Source organism: Paenibacillus sp. MY03, assembly GCF_002165585.1.
In the GTDB taxonomy this organism is placed as follows: domain Bacteria; phylum Bacillota; class Bacilli; order Paenibacillales; family Paenibacillaceae; genus Pristimantibacillus; species Pristimantibacillus agaridevorans.
On the sequence record NZ_MXQD01000055.1, the window covers coordinates 50,593 to 71,362 of the forward strand.

Genomic DNA, 20,770 nt, shown 5'->3' on the forward strand with positions numbered 1-20,770 from the left:
GATGAAACTCCTCTTTTTTGGCTTACGCAATAAATTTATCCTGTTCAACACGATCATCGGCATCGTGTTTATTACCGTTTTAAGCGCTCTATTATCGCATTTCATGGAAAAGTACGCGAAGGAAAACATCAATCAGTACGTTACGAGCCTGAACGCGCAGATCAGCAACAGCATCGACCGCTACGTCGACGATATGCAGAAGGTGCTGATGATCCTCTCCGAGGACGCGAACCTCCCCGTGATCGCGGACAAGAAATTCGTCGGAACCTTCGAGGGGTATACGGCTTACAATCGTTTTTACGATAACATCCGATCGCTGATTTTTTTCAAAGGCTACAAATCGTTATCGGTCATCCTCTTCGACAGGCAGGAAATTCTGACGACGGATTTAAACGACGGCGAGGATTTCAAGTATATTCGCAATGCCCTGAATACGAACATGTACCGCGAGATCACCGATTCCGAGCAATCGATGGTACTGCTGCCGGGATTCTCCCTGTTGCCGGGCAAGGACAACAATACGTTATTCTCCCAGGCCATCAAGTTATGGGGCAACCTGCCCGGGGAAAAAGACTTCATGGTGCTGAGCGCCGACAAAGACCTGTTCTCGCAATTTCTCAACGGGGTCAACAACCAGGCATTCGACGATATTTTGATTACGACGGAGGACGGGAAGGTCATTTTCAGCCTGAATTCCGAAGTCTCGGCTTACGACGAATTCAGCAACAAGGACATCGGCCGGTTAGCCGAATTCGACACGCTTCATCTCCATGGGTCAAGCTATTACGCCAACGTTAAAAATTCCGCGACGACGGGCTGGTACGTCGTTTCTTTGATTAACCAAAACAAGATCGACAAACAAATCAACGATTCGAAAATCATCATCATGCTGACGGGAATCATCGTGATGGCCATCCTGATTCTCGCCGTTCATCTATTCGTGACGAGGAGCACGCGGGATCTCAAAAGGTTGTCCAAGACGATGAAAAACATAGAGAAATCGAACTACCAGATCCGAAGCGACATTAACCGGAACGACGAGATCGGCGATCTAAGCCGAAGCTTTAATGCGATGATCAAGAACGTGCTCGAGAACCAAGTGTTGCGCAACGAGGCCGAGATCAAAAGTTTGCAGGACCAGATCAACCCGCATTTCCTGTACAACACGCTCGACGCGATCAGCTCGCTGGCCATTAAACGGGATTACGTGCGAATCAACGGAATGGTGGAAAAGCTGGCCGATTTTTACCGCTACAATATGAACATCGCCAGCAATAACGTTGTGGAAATCGGAACCGAAATCCAACACGTCAAAAACTATCTTGAAATTATCCAAATTCGTTACGGCAGCCGTTTAAGCGTGATCTATGAGATCGACGAAGGAATGTCGGGCTACCGGACGATTCGGTTCACGCTTCAACCCGTCGTGGAGAACGCGATCAAACATGCGTTTAACGAAATGTCGATGGCCTGCGTCATTGAGATCAAAGCCTTCGAAACGGAGGATACGATCGTTCTGGAAGTGTCGGACAACGGAATCGGAATCGAGGAGTCCAAGCTTCGCAAGATCATGCAAGATATCGATGGAGAAGCCTTTTTGTCTCATTCCGAGACTCGCGGGGGCGTGGGACTGAAAAACGTGAACATGCGGTACAAGCTCTTATTCGGTGGCGATTACGGAATCTCGATCGAAAGCGCCAAGGGGAGCGGGACAAAGGTCGTCATTACCGGTCGCAAAATGAAATGAGGTGCATCCAGATGAAGGTCATGGTTGTAGACGATGAAGAATTGAGCAAGGACAAAATCGTTTATTTTTTGCACGGCAGCTCCGTTTCGTTCGAAAGCGTTTTAACGGCGGGCAACGGCAGGGAAGCGCTGGATTTGATCAAAGGCGGCGTAATTCCGGACCTGATCCTGACCGATATCCGGATGCCCGTCATGAACGGGTTGGAATTGATCGAGGCCGTAAAGGAAGAATATCCGGACATCCGGTTTATCGTGACCAGCGGTTATGCCGATTTCGACTACGCCGTCAAAGCGATGAAGCACGGGGTGACAGATTACGTGCTCAAGCCGGTCAAGGCCCAAGACCTCATTTCCGTGGTGGAGGCGATGCGGGACGCGATCGCGGCAGCCGGTCAGGCGAAAGAAGAGAGCATTCGGATCGAAACGGTCAGCCGGGAAAATCGCCGCATGGCGATGGAAAAGGAAATCTATCATCTGTTGACCGACAGACGGGACGATGAGGGCGAGAAAAAAGATGCGGTACGGGAATTCGCCATTTTGGGGCATGGCTCCTATCTCATTGCCTCGGTTAAGCTCCATGCCGGAGAACGACCGGTCGATGGCGAAGTTTACCTGGAATTGCGCAATCGATTCGACGATGAAACGGGACACGGCTGGATGATGGAAAATTACTTCGGCAAGGATACGTTCATTCTGATATTCGGCGGCGAGGACGAAAATCAGCTCGCCGACGCGGCGTCCAAGGAAGCGCATCGGCTTCGCGCGTCGCTCGGCGACCGGCACGGCTTGGCGGTTACGATAGGCATAAGCCGACCTTGCGGCGATCCGAGGACGGCTTACCGACAAGCCGCCATGGCGCTGAAAAACCGCTTTTGTTTCGGAACGGACCGCATCTTCCCGTATGCCGCGAACGAGGCTCGCAGCAATAGCGCTTCGCAATCGCTCGCGCTTAAATTCAAGCTGGCCGAACAAAGTCTGGAAAACAAAAGTCTTGCGAAAGCGATCGACCTTCTCCGCCATACCGCGGAGGATGTATTCGTACGTTCGCTAGCCGAATGCCGGGAAGAGATTTCGATCGACTACCTGTTTAACGAGTACGTTAACCTGGTCATCCGGTTCTGTTTGAAAAACGGCTACGATTTCGTCGATCGGATCGATCCGGACGTTCTATCGGGAAGAGCTCTGGACGAGCTCGAGGATCGCGAAGCGATCGTAAAGTCGATCGAGACGATGATCGAAAGATTGTTTCGTTCCGCTCCGGGATCGGAAGGAGGCGCCCTTCGGAATGCCGCTCTCCATTCGTCGGTCATCGATCAAATCATCGGTTACGTGTCCAGAAATATCGAGGAAGAGATCAACCTGCAGACGGTATCCGATAAATTCGCCATTAATCCTTCGTACCTTTCGCGCGTCTTTAAAGCCGCCACGAGTCAGAGCTTCGTCAAATACGTGACCGGGCTCAAGATCGATAAGGCGAAAGAACTGCTCGGGAACGGGGCGCTGGAAATCGCGGACATCGCCCACGGACTCGGATTTTCCGACCAACAGTATTTCAATCGGGTGTTCAAAAAAACGACGGGAACGACGCCGAGCGAATGGCGGAACAAGAGTAAAAAAAGTCCAAAAAACGCGTAAGATTCGTGCAAGATAAGCGGTTGTCCGATGCGTTAAAGTAGAAGTATAAGCAAGGCGCAATCGGCGAGAAGTCGAGTCCGTCACAAGTATCGCTTTAGAAGAGCCAAGGCGATGCGAGGAACGGCGGATTCTTCTCAGTTCATTGAGAAAGCGCTTACATTTTGGTTGAACTATTCTTTAAGTAAGCAGGTGAAAGGTATGAACAAGCTTTATCGTCAAAAATGGTTGATCGCGTTCGCGTTGCCCGGATTTCTGTTTTTTCTCGTGTTTTCCTATTTTCCGATGTACGGCATCGTCATTTCGTTCCAGGACTTCGACGTCTTCAAAGGCGTATTTCGAAGCGACTTCGTCGGATTCGATAATTTCAAAACGTTATTCGATATGCCCGATTTTAATAACGCGCTTCGGAACACGATCCTGATCAGCGCTTTGAAATTAATCCTGCTCTTCCCGGCGACGGTCGTTTTTGCTCTCCTGATCAATGAAATTAGTACGGGATGGTTCCGGAAATTCGTTCAGACGACCTCCTATTTGCCGTATTTCGTCTCTTGGGTCATCGCGGCGGGAATCTGGTACAAGCTCTTGTCCATCGACGGCGGAGTGGTGAACGACCTGCTCGTCTCCCTTGGAATCCTGAAAGAGCCATTTCATTTCATGGCCGATAAAGACGCTTTTTATCCGATCATTTTATTTACCGAGGCATGGAAAAACATGGGGTTTAGCGCGATTATCTTTATCGCGTCTCTGTCCGCGATCGACGTCCAGCAGTACGAGGCGGCCAAGATGGACGGAGCCAACCGGTTCAGGCAAATCTGGCACATCTCTCTTCCCGGCATCAAAAACACGATCGTGCTCATGTTCATTCTCAATGCTTCGAACCTGTTGAGGGCGGGTCAGGATCAAATGTGGACGATGTCGAACGTAACCGTTCAGCAGCAGGCCGAAATTCTGGATACGCTCGTTCTTCGTTACTTGAAGGATATGGGCTTAATGGGGTATTCGATCGGAACGGCCATGGGCATCTTCCAAGCCTTTATCGGCCTGGTCTTGTTCATCGTGTGCAATTATTTGGCGAAAGCCGCCAAAAGCGATTCCATCCTATGATTACGGAGGCAAGGCTATGAACAAACGAAAACCAGACCTGTTCGCCGTGGTCAACGGCCTGGTCATGCTGCTCTTCACGCTGGCCTGCATTTATCCGTTCTACTACGTCTTGATCGTTTCCCTTAACGATCCGCTGGACGCGCAGCGCGGAGGGCTCTATCTGTGGGTAAGGTCTTTCTCCTTCGAAAATTATAAAGCGATTTTCCAAACGTCGGAGCTGTTGAACGCCTACCAAATTACGTTGTTCCGGGTCATCGTCGGGTCCGTCCTGCATTTGCTCCTTACCGCGATGTTCGCTTTTGCCCTAACGAAGAAGCACTTCGTATTCCGCAAATTCCTGACTTGGTGGATGTTGATTCCGATGTATTTCTCCGGCGGTCTTATCCCGACTTACGTCGTTATGGATATGCTGGGTTTGGTCAACAACGTTATGGTTTACGTGTTGCCCCATTTGCTCGCGACCTTTCATATTTTGATTTTGCGAACCTTCTTGAACGAACTTCCGGCCGCATTGGAAGAATCCGCGGTTATCGACGGAGCGAGCGATTTTTCCCTTTTCTGGCGAATCGTCGTTCCGTTGAGCACGCCGGTGCTGGCGACGGTTGCGCTGTTTATCGGGGTATTCCACTGGAACGATTGGTTTTCCGGATTTACCTATATGACTAGCGAAGACCTTTGGACCGCCCAGAACGTGCTGCTGAAAATCATTCAAACCAACGAAGCGTCCAACATCGCGTCTATTTCCAAGATGGATGCGGGCTTCAAAGCGACCGTGACGGCAGAGTCGGTCAAAATGGCCATGCTGGTCATCACGACGGTTCCGGTTATCGTCGTCTATCCTTTTCTACAGAAGTACTTCGTCAAAGGCATGATGTTAGGTTCGGTCAAAGGTTAATCGGACAGGCGATATGAGTACCTAACGGTATTTATATATAATGAAATCAAAAGGGAGAGGTTAGCATGACGATGAAAAAGAAAATGTTGGTTTCGCTGGCTACGCTGGCGTTGGCGACTTCCAGCGTTCTGGCCGGCTGCGCCAAAACGAACGATGCGCCCAAAGCGTCCAGCCCCGAGGCGTCTTCGTCCGGACAACAGGCGACCGCTTCGGCCGCGCCCCCGGAGGAAGCGCTTCCGTCGGAGCTTACCGTTTCCATGTTCAACTGGGGATGGCCGACCGTCGAAGAATCGAAGGACAGAATCGGACCCGTGCTTGCGAAAGAACTGGGCTTCAAAGTGAATCTAAACGTATTCAAAGTAGGAAGCTCCGACGAAGCGGACAAGAAGCTTCAGTTGTGGGCGGCCACGAAAGCGGCTGACATGCCGGACATCTTAATGACGACAAGCTCCACGCTGGCGGCGCAAACGATCGATGCGTTAGGACGAAACGACATTCTGTTGGACTGGAACGAGATCCTGGACCGGATGCCGACGTATAAAGCCCAGGTTAGCCAACTGCTGCCGTTAAACAAAGATGTGGAGACCGGGAAGCTGTTCCGCGTGCCCCAGGGATATGAATCGCCGAAGGGGACCAAGCCGGCTACCGCGCCGCTCATTCGGAAAGATTGGCTCGACGAGCTTGGCCTGCCCGTACCTAAGACAACGGACGAATTGCGGGATACGTTGATCGCGTTCAGGGATAACATCAAGCTGCCCGACGGGCAGAAGGTCATTCCTTCGATCGACTTCGGAGAGATGTTCTGGAACAATAAGTACATGTTCGATAATCCGGAATACTCGTATGCGGGCTCCGGCAACATTACGGTTGGTCTGAACGATTGGTTTACGGATAAAACAGACGGTAAAGTCAAACGGCATGACATGGTTTTTTCGGATAATCTGTTCGAGTTTCTTGCCTATTACAACTCGCTTTTCAAAGAGGGCTTGATCGACAAGGAAAGCTTGACGATGAAGTACGGACAATATATCGAGAAGGCGTCCAGCGGCCGAGTGGGATTGTTCGGAACATGGGGCACGCACGTCATGACGGTCAACGATAGTTTGGCGAGCGTGGATCCGGACGGTTTGTTCGTCGGAACGACTGTGTTCAGCAGTAAAACGAACCCATCGCTTGACCCGACGTTTATTAAGAAAGCCCTGTTGGGAGTCAACTCGTACTGGATTATTAAAAAGAGCATCAGCGATGAAGATCTGAATGCCTTTATCAAGTTTATGGAATACACGATGGGAGAAGAGGGCTGGAAGTTGACCACCTTCGGAGAAGAAGGAAAGGATTGGGAGTACGATGCGAACAATAAAATCGTAGATACCCAGGCCAGCATCGAAAAGTTCAACGGAAGCCTGGTCGCGAAAATTCCGGAAGGGATCTATTATTACAGCCCTTCTCCTAACTTTGATCTTCAGGTCAAATACTATGCTCCGACCGCGTATGACGAAAGGCCGGACGTCGTAGAAACGTTAAAAAATATGGGTTATGTCGAAGGCGAACCGGTCTATAGCTATATAACCGATAAAGCCCCGTACGTCCTCCCGGGACCGATCGAACTGAAGAAGGGCGCAGGTTACGCGACCCGCTGGAAAGACATGGTCGTGTCCGGCGTGCTTGCGAAATCCGAGGATGAAATCCGGGACATTATCGCGAAGTGGCAGGAAACGGAAGTAAAACTGGGGTACGAAGAGATTTCGGAAGAAAGAACGAACAATTTGAAAACGGTTCCTGATTTGGAATAAGTTTATGATTCAGATGCGGAGTTTCTCCAAGCGAATAAAATCCGAATATCCGCATCGGGGCTGCGCCCGGACAATAACGGGCATTATGTTCTTCAGCTGGGAGAGATCGAAGTTTATAACGAGCTATAACGGCAAAAACCGCCAGTACAACCCGATTCCGGGATGGACTGGCGGTTTTATGCGTATCGATCGCATTTGCAATCACCGTCTTGAGGGCGCATTATTCGTTGCGCATCGCCTGCTTGCGGTATTCGCCGAGCGACAAGCCCATGGCTTGGCGGAAGACGCGGCTCAGCGACTTCCACTGCTCGTAGCCGACCAAGGGAGGCAGGTCCATGATCGCCACGCTGCCCTCGCGAAGGTAGCGGCAGCAGGCGTCGATGCGCATGGCCTCCAGATGCCGGCGGAACGGACGGCCTGTCTCCGCGGCGAACAAGCGCGACAGCTGCCGCTCGCCGATGCCTGCCGCACGAGCGACGACGGCGGCCGTCAACGGCTCCGCGTAGTGCGCCCGCATATAGGCGAGCGCCTTGCGCACGGGTGCGCCGGCAGAAGGACGGCTTCTCGCAAAGGTGGCAGCCTCGGCAGATGACGCCGCGACTTCGCAGTCCTCAAGAAGGTGGGCATGGCGGTAGACGGCGGCGAGCAGACTTAGTACGCCGCTCCATAGCGACAAGGGCTCTGCGGGGCCCATGTATTCGGCATGAAGGCGGGTGAAAAGGCCGCGAAGCTCGTCGGAGTCGTCCCGGACACGCAGCCAGCTCCGTCTTTTGGCGTCATGGTCTTGGCCATGGTCATGATAGCTGTTCCCGGCAAGCCATCCCAGGAATTCCGCTATCCCGTCGTCGCCAAGAAAAGCGGACAGTCTGGACAGCGCAGCCTTACTGATCAGGCAGTTCAGCACCTCCAACCTCTCGCCATAAGAACTCCGCGAGGAGCGGAGGCTGCTCGCCGAAGGGCGGAAAATATGGCTGATACCTACAGGTATCGCGAACAGATCGCCTCGCTCCGCTTGCAGCGGGACGCCGTCCACGTAATGCGTACCTCTTCCCCCGGTGACGAGGACCAGCTCGACGAAGTCGTGATCGTGCTCGGACAGCCACAGGTTTTCTACGGCTTCCTGCACATAGATGTCGGGATGCCGACCAAAGAAATGATGCTCCATATAATGTTGAATGGTTCGTTGCGAAGTCATACGTCCGAGACCTCCAAAGCTTCATTCGATATGTCCGTTTGACGGCTAGTCATGTCCGAATAGGGTATAAAAATGCCTTTGTACCCATTCTACAATGGAAACTAAGCGATGTCATTCGTGGAATAGATGAGAGGGAGGACGCAACATGACTGGAGTGCTCAAAGAAGGGGCATGGAAGGCGAAGTGGATCTGGGGTGGCGTGGAGGAGAGTCCCCGCAACGAATGGAGATGGTTCCGCCATTCCTTCGATTACCCTGTCGGGCTGTCCCCGGACGCGAAAGCAACATTATGGATCACCGCGGATTCGCGGTACGAAATCTACGTAAACGGGAAGCGCATCGGACGAGGTCCGGCGCGATATTACCCGTCTACTATTTTTTACGATGCTTATGAGGTAGGGCATTTGCTCCGCAAAGGGGAACGGAATACGATTGCCGTCCAGGTGATGCACTTCGGTATCAGCAACTTTTATTATTTGCGCGGCAGAGGCGGTTTGTTGGCGGAGCTGTCCGTTTCTCCTAAAAGCGGGGAGCCGCAGACGCTAGCCGCAACTGATGGAGAATGGCGTACGTCAAGGCATGGCGGCCATGGACGGGGCATCTCGCGCATGTCGTGTCAGCAAGCGTTCGCGGAGCGTATCGATGCCCGTCAATACGATGCGAACTGGAGCAGCAATGATTACGATGATCGCGCATGGGTGAAGGCCGACGTCATCGGAGAGGTCGGCATGGAGCCTTGGACTTCGCCGCAGCCTCGCGATATTCCTTTCCTGACGGAGGAGCCCGTCCTGCCTGTCAGCGTGTTGTCGCTGAACAGGGTGCAGCCTTACCGGTTGACGGCTTTCATCGATAATTATGCGCTAATGAAGCCGCAAGGTCAGGAGAATGCCAATCCGCTGTGTTATGCAGGAGCATTCGCCACGACGCTGCGGCTGCAGGAAGAAGCAGAGGTTCGCATCATGCTGAACGTCGGCGGTTTCGACATCGGCAACGAGGTCCGCGGCACTCTGCGAATAGGCAACGAAATCCTCGAGCCGGAGCTCGCTCCGCCGCTAAGACACTTCCGAACGACGCTGCCCGCGGGCGATCATCTCCTTCTGTACACGGCGTTCGGTCCGGATCACGGCGGCATGCAGCGTATCGGCATCGATTGCGACAAACCAATCGAGTGGCTGCAGCCGCTTGCCGCCCGCGATGGTCTGATCGCGACGGGAGAACCTCTTAAGGATGTGACTGCATCGACATGGCGGGAGGAAGCAGCATCGCAGTTCGCATCCATTAGTTCGCTTGGAGCCTTCACGATCGTCGACTTCGAGGACCAGTCGGAGTTGTTCTCCGAGTGGAAGGCGGCAAGTTCGGCCCTCTCGGAGGCTGTCGCGGAATGCGCTGCATTGGAGGAGTTGGCCGGCCGCGGATTCCCCGCCAAGCCCATCCCTTACTTATACGCTAATGACGAGGACGCCTTCGCCCCTCAATTCGCGAAGCGGGTGTCGGAGCCTTATGCCGTGCCGCTATCGCTCGCCCAAGCCGCCGTATCTTCGGCGGATCCGGGAATCGTGCCGGTATTCGCCGATGGCGATACGGAGTTTACGCTGGACTTCGGCAAAGAATGGAGCGGATACCTGGAGTTCGAGCTGGAGGCTGAGCCTGGCGTGACGATCGATTGGTACGGCGTGGAGTATCGCAAAGGAGATTACGTTCAACACACCTACGGATTAGATCATACGCTGCGATATATAACCGGCGAAGGCTGCCAGCGGTATACCTCGCCTATCCGCCGGGGCTTCCGTTACCTGATCGTAACGGTACGCGGCGCGACGAAGCCGGTGCGCATCCATGACGTCCGCGTGCTGCAAAGCAACTTTCCGGCGCCGCAGATCGGCGCATTCCAGAGCTCGGATGCCAAACTTAACGAGATCTGGGAAATGGCCAGACATACGACTAAGCTGTGCATGGAGGACACGTTTGTCGACTGCCCTGCCTACGAGCAGACGTTTTGGGTAGGCGACAGCCGCAACGAAGCGCTGGTGGGTTATTATTTGTTCGGGGGTACAGAGCTTGCGGAACGTTGTCTGCGGCTGGTGCCGGGATCCGCCTTCCAGACGCCGCTGTACGTGGATCAGGTGCCGAGCGGATGGACCAGCGTCATTCCGAACTGGACCTTCTTCTGGGCAGCTGCTTGCGTGGAATATGCGGAGCATGCCGGCGACCGGAAGTTCGGCGCAGAGATGCTTCCGCACATCTTGTTCACGCTTCGCCATTACGCGGAGCGGCTGAACGGAGAGGGGCTGCTCGAGATCAAAGGATGGAACCTGCTCGACTGGGCGCCGATCGATCAGCCGAACGATGGCGTCGTCACGCATCAGAACTTGTTGTTCGCGCAAGTGCTCAGGCAAACAGCCGGCCTGGTTGCTTGGGCGGGAGGCGCGAAAGAGGACGGGCGCTGGTGCGAGGAGACAGCCGCGAAGCTGGCTGAAGCTATCAATGGCCATCTGTGGAGCGCGGAGCGCGGAGCTTATCTGGACTGCATCCATGTGGACGGAAGGCGCTCCGATATATTCAGCATGCAGACGCAGGTGATGGCGCTGTTATCCGGCGTGGCCGAGGGAGAGCGCAAAGGGCGACTGACCGGTTACCTGGCGGATACGCCGGACGGCTTCGTGGAGATCGGAAGCCCGTTCATGTCTTTCTTCTATTATGAAGCGCTTATGAAGGAAGAAGGCAACGTAACCCGCATGCTTGAAGATATGCGGTACAACTATGGCTTCATGATCGACAACGGAGCAACGACATGCTGGGAGATGTACGGGCATACGACGATGAACCGGGCAAACGAAAACGATTTGACGCGCAGCCACTGCCATGCATGGTCGGCCGCCCCGGGTTACTTCCTGGGAGCTTACGTGCTAGGCGTGCGCGCCGCCGCTCCGGGCTGGACAAAGGTCGTCATCGAACCTCAGACGGGGGATCTGGATTGGGCGCGCGGAGCCGTGCCGCTGCCGGATGGAGGCAAGGTGGAGGTGGCGTGGACGGCGAGCGAGGGCGGGATATCGACGCTCGAGATCGTGGCGCCGGACGGCGTCGAGCTCGACATCAGAGTGCCGGCAGCCTGCGAAGTGTCGACAAAACGTATGAAGTCGTTGCAAATGTAACCGGAAGCCCGGTCAGGCATTTTGTCTGACCGGGCTTCTTTTCGAATATAAGCAATAAGAGCCCATGGCTTCCTCGCATTGACTGGAACGCAGCTATGAAAAAAATTACACTTCCTGTCCTGCCGCCCACAGCCCCGCGTTTAGAATAAAGCGGCGGTAAGCTTCGACGCGGAAGGAGGAGAGTCCGTGCCCAGGCATGAGATAGACGACTCTCCCTAGACCGTAGGAATGCGCCCATGCAGCGGGCCATCGCCGCCCCTCATGCTCATACTCGGCAAGGACGGTCGTCGTCATAAGCGGATTCATATCGAACCGGTAAGGCTCGTCGTCGATGGCAAAGGAATCCAGCCCGCGCAGGATCGGGTGATCGTTGTCGGTCGGCGTGATCGGGAGAGTCGTGAGCGGAGGGTGGCTCGTGAATCTGCCTCCGAGCATACAGGCCAGTTCGTCGTTCCGCTGCAGGGAGATGCCGTTATGGATAGCGAGAAGTCCGCCTCCGTTCGCTACGTAGCTTAGCAGCGCTGCGACCTGCGTGGCGGGTAGCGGCTGCTCCTCCATAAATTCCGCATAGGAAATGAATAGCCGGTACTTTGCGAGCTCCGACGTCTCGAGTTTATCGTAACGATCGGTGCAGGCGACATCGATCCGCTCCTTGAATATGAGCTCCAATTCTTTATCGACGCCTTGAAAAGGATGGTATTTGGCATCCTCGTAATGTCCCAACGCAAGCGCTTTGATCGTGTTCATCTGTACACATCCCCTCCGTTAGAATCGCCCTGTTCGGCAGGCGCAGGGCTGTCCATCCAATTGTAAGCGTTTTTCTTTGGCCGTTCAACGAATGTACGGAGGGGCATCCTTGCCTGAACAACGCCTAAACAACACCCTGAACAACAAAAAAGCCGTCCAGCAGAAGCTGAACGGCTTGTCTCTTAAGTTTAAGTGGCGCGCCCGCTAGGAATCGAACCTAGATCTCAGGCTCCGGAGGCCTACGTCATATCCATTGGACCACGGGCGCATGTCATTTGAAACTGCTTCCATCGTCCTTGGGGGAACCCGGCGCGTTTCAGTCGGAGAAATAAAGGTGAAGTATGAAAAACAGTAGCAAAAATGATTATATGACATTGACGTATCGAAAGCAAGAGCAATTCGAAAATTAAATTTGTGTAAGATGTGACGGCAATCGCTTTCATCCGACTTTTCATACTTGCAGACGGGAAATGAATTGGTTAAAATAAAGGTGGGACTTAAAATGAGTTAGTGGGACGTAATGCGTCCAACGGTTCGTGGCGGTCTCTGGCAATAATTCGAATCAGATGGAGTGAAGGCTAGAGATGCGTCAGCTCATTGAAATGCAGCAGCAGCTTGTACCGGAACTTCTGGTTGCGATGAGGACACGGTATTCCATTCTGAATCACGTCATGCTTGCAGGCACGGTCGGCAGGCGGACGCTCGCGGGCGAGCTGTCGATGACGGAGCGCGTGCTGCGGGCGGAGACGGACTTCCTCAAGGAGCAAGGACTGCTGGAGATCGGGACGGCGGGGATGTCGATCAGCGAAGAAGGCAGAACGCTGCTGGAGCGGCTGGAGCCCCTGTACAACTCGATGTTCGGTCTGTCGGAGCTCGAGGAGCGAATCAAGTCGTATTTCGGATTATCGCAGGTGATCGTTGTTCCGGGCGATTCGGAAAACTCGATGCAAGCGAAGCGTGAACTTGGCAAGGCGGCGGGGCAGGTGCTTCGCGAAGCGCTTAAGCCAACGGATGTCGTCGCTGTCACGGGCGGTACGACAATCGCGCAGGTGGCGAACCAGCTTGCGACCTCGACGGCGCTAAAGTCGGTAAGGTTCGTTCCGGCAAGGGGCGGGCTTGGCGAGAGCCACGATTATCAGGCCAACACAATCGCTTCTACAATGGCCAAGCGGACGGGCGGTCAATACAGACTGCTGCACGTGCCGGACCATCTGGGCGAAGAAGCTTTCGCTTCATTAATGCAGGAGCCCAACATCCAGGAGCTTGTCGAAGTGATCCGGAGCGCGAGAATCGTCGTTCACGGCATCGGCGACGCGATGGTGATGGCGAGGCGAAGGAAGCTGGAGCAGGCCATGGTCGACGAGATTGCGGAGGAAGGCGCGCTGGCGGAAGCGTTCGGTTATTATTTCGACCGTAGCGGGGCCGTCGTGCACAAAATGCAGACAATCGGGTTACGGCTCGACGATATTGTGAAGACTGAAGTTGTTATAGCCGTAGCTGGCGGCAAGGACAAGGGCGAAGCGATCGCGGCGGTCATGCGGTTCGGGCACAACGATGTGTTGGTGACGGACGAAGCGGCGGCGCTGGAGATTGCAGACTTGATCGGGCAGGAATCATAGCAGGCATCATGACGCGAAGCGAAGGCGCTGGCCCAGTCGGCGCGAAATGCGGAACGTCTTGAAATATATTTGCATTTAAAATGCTTAGGAGGCTAATACTCATGACAGTTAAAGTAGGTATTAACGGATTTGGACGTATTGGACGCTTGGCTTTCCGCCGTATTCAGAACGTGGAAGGAATCGAAGTTGTTGCGATCAACGACTTGACGGATGCGAAAATGCTGGCGCACCTTCTGAAATATGATACAACGCAAGGCCGCTTCGACGGCGACGTTGAAGTTCATGACGGCTTCTTTAAAGTGAACGGCAAAGAAGTTAAGGTTATCGCTAACCGCAACCCGGAAGAGCTTCCTTGGGGCGACCTGGGCGTAGACATCGTTCTGGAGTGCACGGGCTTCTTCACGACGAAAGAAGCTGCCGAAAAGCACCTTAAAGGCGGCGCTAAGCGAGTGGTTATCTCCGCTCCGGCTACGGGCGACATGAAAACGATCGTTTACAACGTTAACCATGATATCCTCGACGGCTCCGAAACGGTTATCTCCGGCGCATCTTGCACAACGAACTGCCTGGCTCCTATGGCCAAAACGCTGCAAGACAAATTCGGCATCGTACAAGGTCTGATGACGACGATCCACGCCTACACAGGCGACCAAAACACGCTGGACGCTCCGCATCCGAAAGGCGACTTCCGTCGTGCTCGCGCTGCGGCCGAAAACATCATCCCTAACACGACGGGCGCCGCGAAAGCAATCGGCCTGGTTATCCCTGAGCTGCAAGGCAAGCTTGACGGCGCGGCTCAACGCGTACCTACGCCTACTGGCTCCCTGACTGAGCTGGTTGTCGTTCTTAACGAGAAAGTAACGGCAGAGCAAGTGAACGCGGCTATGAAAGAAGCTTCCGACCCGCAAACTTTCGGTTACACGGAAGACGAAATCGTATCCTCCGACGTTATCGGCATCACTTACGGCTCCCTGTTCGACGCAACTCAAACGAAAGTTCTGACAGTAGGCGACCAACAGCTGGTAAAAACGGTAGCTTGGTACGACAACGAAATGTCCTATACGGCTCAATTGGTTCGCACGCTTGAGCACTTCGCCAAACTGTCCCAATAATATTGCCTGACAGCGTAATGCTAATAGAGCGGAAACTTGTTTCCGCTCTTTATCTATGAGAGGTTGTTCAAAAAGTCCGCTTCCCATCACGAAGTATGCCAAGAGGCATAGTCGACATCGAATATTGAATGCAGGCGAACCTTCCGGTGCTCACGTAGCTTCCACTACGCTCCGCTCCTCAGTTTCTACCTGCCTCCAATCTTCTCGGTGCTGATAACCGAACTTTTTGAACACGCACTATGAGTCTGCTATTCTATCTTCAATCTTAAAAATTCGAAGACGTGGAGGAACGTACCATGAACAAAAAAAGCATTCGCGACGTAGCAGAACTGGCAGGGAAACGCGTATTCGTGCGCGTGGACTTTAACGTGCCGCTCGAAGACGGCAAAATTACGGATGACAAACGGATCCGCGAAACGCTGCCGACGATCAACTTCCTGATCGAAAAAGGCGCGAAAGTCATTTTGGCGAGCCACCTTGGCCGTCCTAACGGACAAGTCGTAGAAGAGCTTCGCCATACGGCATCCGCCGCTCGTCTCTCCGAGCTGCTCGGCAAGCCCGTAACGAAAGCGAACGAAGCCATCGGCGCAGCGGTCGAAGCGCAAGTGGCGGCTTTGAACAACGGCGACGTTTTGCTGCTCGAGAACGTGCGTTTCTACCCGGGCGAAGAGAAAAACGATCCGGAGCTGGCGCAAGCATTCGCCAAGCTGGCGGACCTGTTCGTAAACGACGCGTTCGGCGCCGCTCACCGCGCGCATGCTTCCACAGAAGGCATCGCGCACATTTTGCCGGCCGTATCCGGTCTGCTGATGGAGCGCGAGCTTGAAGTATTGGGCAAAGCGCTTAACAACCCTGAGCGTCCGTTCACGGCTATCGTCGGCGGCTCCAAAGTAAAGGACAAAATCGCGGTCATCGACAAAATGATCGAAATCGCCGACAACATCATCATCGGCGGCGGCTTGTCCTACACCTTCTTCAAAGCGCAAGGCCATGAAATCGGCAAGTCCCTCGTGGACAACAGCAAGCTGGACCTGGCGCTCGAATTCATCGAGAAAGCGAAGAAGCTGGGCAAAAACTTCTACATTCCTGTCGATATCGTCGTAACGGACGATTTCAGCGCAAACGCGAACACGCGAATCGTGGACGTAGACGGCATCCCTGCCGAGTGGGAAGGCATCGACATCGGGCCGAAAACCCGCGAGCTGTATGCGGACGTGATCAAAAATTCCAAGCTGGTCGTATGGAACGGACCGATGGGCGTATTCGAGATCGAACCGTTCGCACACGGTACAATCGCGGTTGCGCAAGCAACGGCCGAAACATCCGCTTACACGGTAATCGGCGGCGGCGACTCCGCTGCGGCAGCCGAGAAGTTCGGTTTGGCGGATCGTATGGACTTTATCTCCACGGGCGGCGGCGCTTCCCTGGAATTTATGGAAGGCAAGGTTCTTCCGGGCGTAGTGGCACTTAACGACAAATAGGGGGTATATGCGATGAGCAGAACACCGATTATTGCAGGCAACTGGAAAATGTTTAAAACCGTCTCCGAGGCGACGGCTTTTTTTGCAGAAGTGAAAGGCAAAGCGGAAGTAGCGGGCGTGGAAAGCGTCATTTGCGCTCCGTTTACGGCGCTTCCCGCGCTTGTTGAAGCGGCGAAAGGCACGACAATCGCAATCGGCGCACAAAACGTTCACTTCGAAGACAACGGCGCTTTCACGGGCGAGATCAGCGGTCTTATGCTAAAGGATCTTGGCGTGAAATATGTTATTATCGGTCACTCCGAGCGTCGCGCCTACTTCGGCGAAACGGACGAAATCGTCAACAAAAAGACAGCAGCGGCATTTAAACACGGCCTGACTCCAATCGTATGCGTAGGCGAGAAGCTCGAAGAGCGCGAAGCCGGCGCGACGAAAGAAGTTTGCAAAGTGCAAACGGAAGGCGCGTTCCAAGGTCTGTCCGCCGAGCAAGCGGCTGAAGTTGTCGTTGCTTACGAGCCGATCTGGGCGGTCGGCACGGGCAAATCTTCCACTTCGGAAGACGCTCAGGACGTGATCGGCTACATCCGCAGCGTTATCGCGGGGCTGTACGACGAGGCGGTAGCGGCGAAGGTCCGTATCCAGTACGGCGGCAGCGTGAAGCCGAACAACGTATCCGAATACCTGGGCCAAGCGGACATCGACGGCGCGTTGGTAGGAGGAGCAAGCCTGGAGCCTGCATCCTACATCGCTCTGATCGAGGGGGCCAAGTAAGATGGCCTCCCGCAAACCTGTAGCGCTAATAATTCTGGACGGCTTCGGACTTCGCGACGATGTGGTAGGCAACGCGGTCGCGCAAGCGAACAAGCCGAATTACGACCGGTACTGGTCGCAATATCCGCATACGACGCTTACAGCTTCCGGCGAGGCGGTAGGCCTGCCGGAAGGACAGATGGGCAACTCCGAGGTCGGCCATCTGAACATCGGCGCAGGCCGGATCGTGTACCAGGATTTGACCCGCATCAGCAAGTCGATCCGCGAAGGCGAGTTCTTCGACAACGAGACGCTGCTCGGCGCGGTTAGACACGCCAAATCCCGGGGCAAGAAGCTTCACCTGTACGGCTTGCTGTCCGACGGCGGCGTGCATAGCCATATCGCGCATCTGTTTGCGCTGCTGGAGCTGGCAAAGAAGGAAGAGCTGGAGGACGTCTACATCCATGCTTTCCTCGACGGTCGCGACGTATCGCCTGACAGCGCGAAAGGTTACGTAGAGCAACTGCTAGCCAAAATCGACGAGATCGGCGTAGGCCGCATCGCGACGGTGCAAGGCCGCTACTATGCCATGGACCGCGACAAACGCTGGGAGCGTACGGAGAAGTCCTATCGCGCGATGGTATACGGCGATGGACCGCAATATGCGGATCCATTGACGGCGGTCGTGGAATCGTACGAGAAATCCGTGTTCGACGAATTCGTGATGCCGACGGTCATTACGGGCGCTGACGGGAAGCCGGTCGGGCTTGTAGAATCCGAGGATTCCGTCGTGTTCTTCAACTTCCGTCCGGACCGCGCCATTCAGCTGTCGCAAGTATTCATGAATGAAGATTTCCAAGGCTTCGACCGTGGATTCAATCATCCGGTAGGTTTGCACTTCGTCTGCCTGACGCTCTTTAGCGAGACGGTTGGCGGCTACGTCGCTTACTCGCCGAAAAATCTCGACAACACGCTGGGCGAAGTGCTGGCGCAGAACGGCAAGACGCAGCTTCGCACGGCGGAGACGGAGAAGTACCCGCACGTCACGTTTTTCTTCAGCGGCGGCCGCGACAAGGAGCTTCCGGGCGAAACGCGCGTGCTGATCAACTCGCCGAAGGTTGCCACTTACGATCTGCAGCCGGAGATGAGCGCTTACGAGCTGGCGGCTTCCACGGTGCGCGAGATTGCGGCGGATAAACACGACGCGATCATCCTGAACTTCGCGAACCCCGACATGGTTGGCCACTCCGGCATGCTGGAGCCGACGATCAAGGCGGTCGAAGCGACGGACGAGTGTCTGGGCCAGGTGGTGGAAGCGGTGCTCGCCAAAGGCGGCGTCTGCATCATTACGGCGGACCACGGCAATGCGGATATGGTATTCGACGAGAATGGCCGTCCGCATACGGCGCATACGACGAATCCGGTTCCGCTGATCGTGACCCGTCAAGGCGAGACGCTTCGGGAGGGCGGCATTTTGGCCGACATTGCTCCTACGATGCTGGATTTGCTGAGACTTAACAAACCGGAAGAGATGACCGGCTCGACTTTGCTGAACAAGTAATAGTAGAATGAGAAAAACATCTATCGAAGTCCTTCGAGGAAGAGCGACCGCGTTTAGATGAAGTTTTTATCGCCAAATAGAATATCGGTTTTCGATTTCTCGAAAACTTATAAATTCTATTGTGGTAAAGAAATGTGCTGCCCAATATGGTTAATCGAAAAGGAGTGTATTGAATATGTCTATTATCGTTGACGTATACGCACGCGAAGTGCTGGATTCCCGCGGGAATCCGACTGTAGAAGTTGAAGTAGCCCTGGAATCCGGCGGCAAAGGCCGCGCGATCGTGCCATCCGGCGCTTCCACTGGCGCTTACGAAGCCGTTGAGCTTCGCGATGGCGACAAATCCCGTTACCTCGGCAAAGGCGTAACGAAAGCCGTCGATAACGTAAACACGATTATCGCTCCGGAAATCATCGGCCTGGACGCGCTTGACCAAGTCGCGATCGACCGCAAGATGATCCAACTGGACGGAACGCCGAACAAAGCGAACCTGGGCGCTAACGCGATTCTGGCTGTTTCCATGGCTGTAGCCCGCGCTGCTGCCGACGCTCTGGACGTTCCTCTGTACACATACCTGGGCGGATTTAACGCGAAAACATTGCCGGTACCGATGATGAACATCATCAACGGCGGCGAGCATGCCGACAACAACATCGACGTGCAAGAGTTTATGGTTCTGCCGGTTGGCGCTTCCGACTTCAAAGAAGCTCTTCGTATCGGCGCGGAAATCTTCCACAACCTGAAAGCCGTTCTGCATGACAAAGGTCTTAACACGGCTGTAGGCGACGAAGGCGGCTTCGCTCCGAACCTGGGCTCCAACGAAGAAGCAATCACAACGATCATCTCCGCGATCGAGCGCGCAGGCTACAAGCCAGGCGTTGACGTATTCCTGGGCATGGACGTTGCTTCCACTGAATTCTTTAAGGACGGCAAATACGTACTGGCCGGAGAAGGCAAATCCTTCACGCCTGCCGAGTTCGTTGACCTCCTTGCATCGTGGGTTGAGAAATACCCAATCGTATCGATCGAAGACGGCTGTTCCGAAGACGACTGGGATGGCTGGAAGCTTCTCACCGAGAAGCTGGGCGGCAAAGTCCAACTTGTTGGCGACGATCTGTTCGTAACGAACACAGAGCGTCTGTCCTCCGGCATCGAGCAAGGCGTGGGCAACTCCATCCTTGTTAAAGTGAACCAAATCGGTACGCTGACTGAGACATTCGACGCGATCGAGATGGCTAAACGCGCTGGTTACACGGCGGTTATTTCCCACCGTTCCGGCGAAAGCGAAGACAGCACGATTGCAGACATCGCCGTTGCTACGAATGCCGGCCAGATCAAAACAGGCGCGCCATCCCGTACGGACCGCGTAGCGAAGTACAACCAATTGCTTCGCATCGAGGACCAACTCGGCTCGACAGCTCAATACGGCGGCAAAGCGGCGTTCTACAACCTGAAAAGCTTCAAATAAGACGAGTGCGGCCCTGCGCCGCCTTGTCCTTTGAATAAACGCGTCTCGTAAACGCGCAAACAACAACGCCTGTCGACTTCCTCGATCAGAGGAGGCCGGCAGGCGTTTTTTCGTACAACTCTTATGGAACGAACAGAGCATTCGTATATCCTTGCGGACCGCTGTCCTTAACAAGTATAGGCCGCTTACACCAATACAGCTGTACCGCTGACAGCGACCATCAGCATGCCGTCGCGGATGACCTCGTAGTCGATGTCGCAGCCGATGATGGCGGTGGCGCCCAAACGGGATGCCTTCTGAATCATCTCCTGGAATGCGGAGTCGCGCGCCTCTTGCAGCTTGGACTCATATGCGCCCGAACGTCCTCCTACAATATCGGTGATCGAGGCCATGAAGTCCCGGAACACGTTCGCCCCCATAATCACTTCTCCCGTAACCACGCCAAGATATTGTCTGACCGGATGTCCCTCAATCGTTGAAGTTGTTGTAATGATCATTTTGTTTGCCTCCTAATTA

At 54.3% G+C, this 20,770-nt stretch carries 15 protein-coding genes and 1 tRNA gene; 12 read left to right on the top strand and 4 right to left on the bottom strand.

Going from position 1 to position 20,770, the window contains the following annotated elements; all coding sequences use genetic code 11:
• The first annotated feature begins 1 nt into the window (after nucleotide 1).
• The 5 genes from B1748_RS30665 to B1748_RS30685 all read left to right on the top strand — a co-directional run bounded on the left by B1748_RS30665 (nucleotide 2) and on the right by B1748_RS30685 (nucleotide 7,173).
• Complete coding sequence (locus B1748_RS30665) at nucleotides 2-1,747, top strand: sensor histidine kinase (protein ID WP_087571768.1); 1,746 nt, start codon at nucleotides 2-4, stop codon at nucleotides 1,745-1,747.
• Nucleotides 1,748-1,758: 11 nt separating this feature from the next.
• Nucleotides 1,759-3,381 carry a response regulator gene (locus B1748_RS30670; RefSeq protein ID WP_179215903.1) on the top strand — a complete coding sequence of 541 codons (1,623 nt, stop codon included), beginning with the start codon at nucleotides 1,759-1,761 and terminating at the stop codon, nucleotides 3,379-3,381.
• A gap of 198 nt (nucleotides 3,382-3,579) precedes the next feature.
• Nucleotides 3,580-4,485 (top strand): ABC transporter permease, encoded by a 906-nt coding sequence (locus B1748_RS30675; protein WP_179215904.1) that lies wholly within the window; start codon nucleotides 3,580-3,582, stop codon nucleotides 4,483-4,485.
• A gap of 16 nt (nucleotides 4,486-4,501) precedes the next feature.
• A complete protein-coding gene (locus B1748_RS30680) occupies nucleotides 4,502-5,380 on the top strand; it encodes a carbohydrate ABC transporter permease (RefSeq protein ID WP_087571771.1) in 879 nt (292 codons plus the stop codon).
• 65 nt (nucleotides 5,381-5,445) lie between these two features.
• Entirely contained in the window at nucleotides 5,446-7,173 is a 1,728-nt protein-coding gene (locus tag B1748_RS30685; protein WP_087571772.1) for a type 2 periplasmic-binding domain-containing protein, read from the top strand.
• Between the two features lie 220 nt (nucleotides 7,174-7,393).
• On the opposite strand, the gene B1748_RS30690 is transcribed toward B1748_RS30685, so the two are convergent.
• Nucleotides 7,394-8,368 carry a helix-turn-helix domain-containing protein gene (locus B1748_RS30690; RefSeq protein WP_087571773.1) on the bottom strand — a complete coding sequence of 325 codons (975 nt, stop codon included), beginning with the start codon at nucleotides 8,366-8,368 and terminating at the stop codon, nucleotides 7,394-7,396.
• A gap of 145 nt (nucleotides 8,369-8,513) precedes the next feature.
• Here B1748_RS30690 and B1748_RS30695 point away from each other — a divergent pair, with 145 nt between their 5' ends.
• The gene (locus B1748_RS30695) at nucleotides 8,514-11,519 is read left to right on the top strand and encodes a family 78 glycoside hydrolase catalytic domain (protein WP_087571774.1); all 3,006 of its coding nucleotides are present in this window, start codon (nucleotides 8,514-8,516) and stop codon (nucleotides 11,517-11,519) included.
• A 105-nt stretch (nucleotides 11,520-11,624) separates the two neighbouring features.
• Here the strand turns inward: B1748_RS30695 and B1748_RS30700 are convergent, their stop codons facing one another.
• Nucleotides 11,625-12,266, bottom strand: coding sequence for a ThuA domain-containing protein (locus B1748_RS30700; RefSeq protein ID WP_256976047.1), 642 nt, complete (start codon nucleotides 12,264-12,266; stop codon nucleotides 11,625-11,627).
• Nucleotides 12,267-12,459: 193 nt separating this feature from the next.
• Nucleotides 12,460-12,534 (bottom strand) — tRNA-Arg (locus B1748_RS30705).
• A 316-nt stretch (nucleotides 12,535-12,850) separates the two neighbouring features.
• Between B1748_RS30705 and B1748_RS30710 the strand changes: the two genes are divergently transcribed.
• The 6 genes from B1748_RS30710 to eno all read left to right on the top strand — a co-directional run bounded on the left by B1748_RS30710 (nucleotide 12,851) and on the right by eno (nucleotide 20,254).
• Nucleotides 12,851-13,885 carry a sugar-binding transcriptional regulator gene (locus B1748_RS30710; RefSeq protein WP_087571775.1) on the top strand — a complete coding sequence of 345 codons (1,035 nt, stop codon included), beginning with the start codon at nucleotides 12,851-12,853 and terminating at the stop codon, nucleotides 13,883-13,885.
• 101 nt (nucleotides 13,886-13,986) lie between these two features.
• Nucleotides 13,987-14,997 (top strand): type I glyceraldehyde-3-phosphate dehydrogenase, encoded by a 1,011-nt coding sequence (gap, locus tag B1748_RS30715; RefSeq protein WP_087571776.1) that lies wholly within the window; start codon nucleotides 13,987-13,989, stop codon nucleotides 14,995-14,997.
• A 296-nt stretch (nucleotides 14,998-15,293) separates the two neighbouring features.
• Nucleotides 15,294-16,478, top strand: a complete 1,185-nt coding sequence (locus B1748_RS30720) for a phosphoglycerate kinase (protein WP_087571777.1) — start codon at nucleotides 15,294-15,296, stop codon at nucleotides 16,476-16,478.
• 12 nt (nucleotides 16,479-16,490) lie between these two features.
• Nucleotides 16,491-17,246, top strand: coding sequence for a triose-phosphate isomerase (gene tpiA, locus B1748_RS30725; RefSeq protein ID WP_087571778.1), 756 nt, complete (start codon nucleotides 16,491-16,493; stop codon nucleotides 17,244-17,246).
• Between the two features lies 1 nt (nucleotide 17,247).
• Nucleotides 17,248-18,786 (top strand): 2,3-bisphosphoglycerate-independent phosphoglycerate mutase, encoded by a 1,539-nt coding sequence (gpmI, locus tag B1748_RS30730; RefSeq protein WP_087571779.1) that lies wholly within the window; start codon nucleotides 17,248-17,250, stop codon nucleotides 18,784-18,786.
• A gap of 175 nt (nucleotides 18,787-18,961) precedes the next feature.
• Entirely contained in the window at nucleotides 18,962-20,254 is a 1,293-nt protein-coding gene (gene eno / locus B1748_RS30735) for a phosphopyruvate hydratase (protein ID WP_087571780.1), read from the top strand.
• Between the two features lie 185 nt (nucleotides 20,255-20,439).
• Here eno and B1748_RS30740 read toward each other — a convergent pair whose 3' ends face one another.
• Nucleotides 20,440-20,751, bottom strand: coding sequence for a YbjQ family protein (locus B1748_RS30740; RefSeq protein ID WP_087571781.1), 312 nt, complete (start codon nucleotides 20,749-20,751; stop codon nucleotides 20,440-20,442).
• Between the last annotated feature and the right edge of the window lie 19 nt (nucleotides 20,752-20,770).